The 2330-nt window shown below is 30.7% G+C and carries 1 pseudogene; it reads right to left on the minus strand.

Annotated features, from left to right (window positions below):
- Positions 1-140: 140 nt before the first annotated feature.
- A pseudogene (locus tag ACQV2X_RS08610) lies at positions 141-2098 on the minus strand (CD1107 family mobile element protein).
- Positions 2099-2330: the final 232 nt, after the last annotated feature.

A 2330-nucleotide genomic window follows, 5' to 3' on the forward strand; every position in this document is an offset into this window, starting at 1 on the left:
AGTTTTATCCCGCAAATTTTTAAAATTTCAGGACATTTTCATTTACGGTTGACAAAAGTTTTTAAAAAGTAATAAGGGCGAAAAATTTTACTCTCTCACCCTGTTTTTCGTCCCAAATATTATATAGTTTTAGTACAAACTTACTCTAACTCATCATCTTCTTTATCTTCTGTTTCCAACGACTCATCTAGTTCATTTTCACTTTCCTCTGCCTCTGAAAAGAAATCATCATCTTCCTCCTCAAAATCTTCAAGCTCCTTATCTTCCTTTTTTTTAATAACCTTGAAATAATATCCTGCTCCTAATGCTCCTACTATTACAAGAGCAAGGATTAAGTATGTTCCTGTATTGCTACTTTCTTCTTTTTTCACAGGCTTAGGTTCTTCTTTTGCCGGTTCTTCCTTTGTAATTTCTTGTTTTGGTTCTTCTTTCTTCTCAACCATATTAAGGAGATCATCTTCAGATACTTCTGTTAAAAGCATCACATTTTCGCTATCCTCATCATGGTTAATAATTAAGTGAAAAGTTTTACCATTTTTAGTTGTAAAGGTAACAAACTGTCTTGCATCTGCTGAATACATATGGCTTAAATTATTTTCTTCACTTTCATTATGGTGAATTGGGTAGTCATTGTTCGCATTATCCTTATTCTCAGTAACAGTTCCTCTTGCCTTTGATGGAGCTGAAGCAACTCCTTTATTGGTATTTACATTTTTATTTGAATCATCCATCTGTGAACTATTACTACTATTATTGGAAGGCTGTTTTGGTGTCAGCTTATTTGGATAACGAATTTCTTTTTCTTTATCATTGCTTTTTCCGGTATTTATATCCTTTGTATTACTTTTTCTACTATCCTGTGGCAATGAATCTTTTTTGATATCTCTTACAGATGTTTGTGGTAAATCTCCTGTTTTTAATTTGATTTGTGAAGTAGGACTAACTGGAGTTTCAACTAATTTATGCGAAATAGGAGTTTTTCCAAGCTCATTCATCTTTTTATCAAGCTCCTTAATCTTCTCAATTAGTTTATCCATCTCTTTTTTCATATCTTGTGATAAGTTTTTATCTTCCTTGCCTTTATCAAGTTTTTCTTTCAGGCTATCTATTCTTTCTTAAAGCTCTTTAATTTTCTCTTTTTGCTTATCGTTTAATTTATCCTTATCCTTAGTTTCCTTGTTTAATTTATCAAGTTTTTCTTGAAGAACTTTAGATTCCTTTTCTATTTTGGAAATATCATTCTTAGTAATTTCTGTTTGAGTTTCCTTATTCTCCGTCTTTGTATTTTCTGTCTGAGTCTGAGCATTACTTTCAGATTTTTTACTATTCTGATAATACTATCATTACCATCACCTTTTACTGTATAGCTCACGAAATCATCGTTAAAACTCATATTATCATCAAGCATTTCAAGATCAGAAGAATCTATCACCTGTTTTTTTTCAAATAAAGCTATATATTCCTTATATACCTTTCCATCTTGGTATTGATATTTCACTTTTACTTCACTTTTTGTCTGACTCTCTTGATCCTTGGTATCAGTATTTTCTGTTTGAGATGATGCATTAGTTACCCTCGTATATAAATCCTCTAAAGGATATTCAATAAAAGCTACCCCTGTATAATATCTATTCCATGTTTCAATAATTAGTTTATCTTCAGAAATTTTTATATCTTTTACATTGTTGATATTAGGATTTGCATTAAGAACATTTTGCTTAATACGCTCAATTGTTTCAGGTTTTAGATCCCCACTATAATCTATCTTTTCTTTTATTACATTTCGGTTTAATTTATAAATATGTGCTTCAATTTCATAGACAAATTCATCTTCTTTATTCACATATCTTTTTTTTACTGCACTATTTTTTTTTTACAAAACCTATATAATAATCTCTAAAATATTTTTCACCCTCCAAGCTTATAAATTGTCCAAATCCATGACTAGCACTTATATCATGAGGGTAGCTTTTTTGACTGATATAGTCTAATTCATAAAGAGCATGAAATGGATTTTCCTTATTCATATTTTTTGTGTAAACACTTCACTAAATACAAGATCATCTCCTCCACTTTGATTTGAAATCCAATGTTTCATTAGAAATTTAAATTCTAACTCTTTATTACTATTTCTGTAAAAATGTTTGGAAAATTCATAGTTTAAACTTTTATATAAATTGCAAATAGAACTTAGCCACCTAGAACAAAGTAGGCCTCGCTCATGAGAAGTGTGAGTTCAATGATCCATGTAGCTGTTTAATCTTTCTGTGAGGGCTTGATAAGGAGCTGAGCCATGGTAGCCTGATGGGCTGAGCGGTTTATCTGGCGTT

It is taken from the genome of Facklamia sp. P12945 (genome assembly GCF_050409485.1).
Classification (GTDB): domain Bacteria; phylum Bacillota; class Bacilli; order Lactobacillales; family Aerococcaceae; genus Facklamia.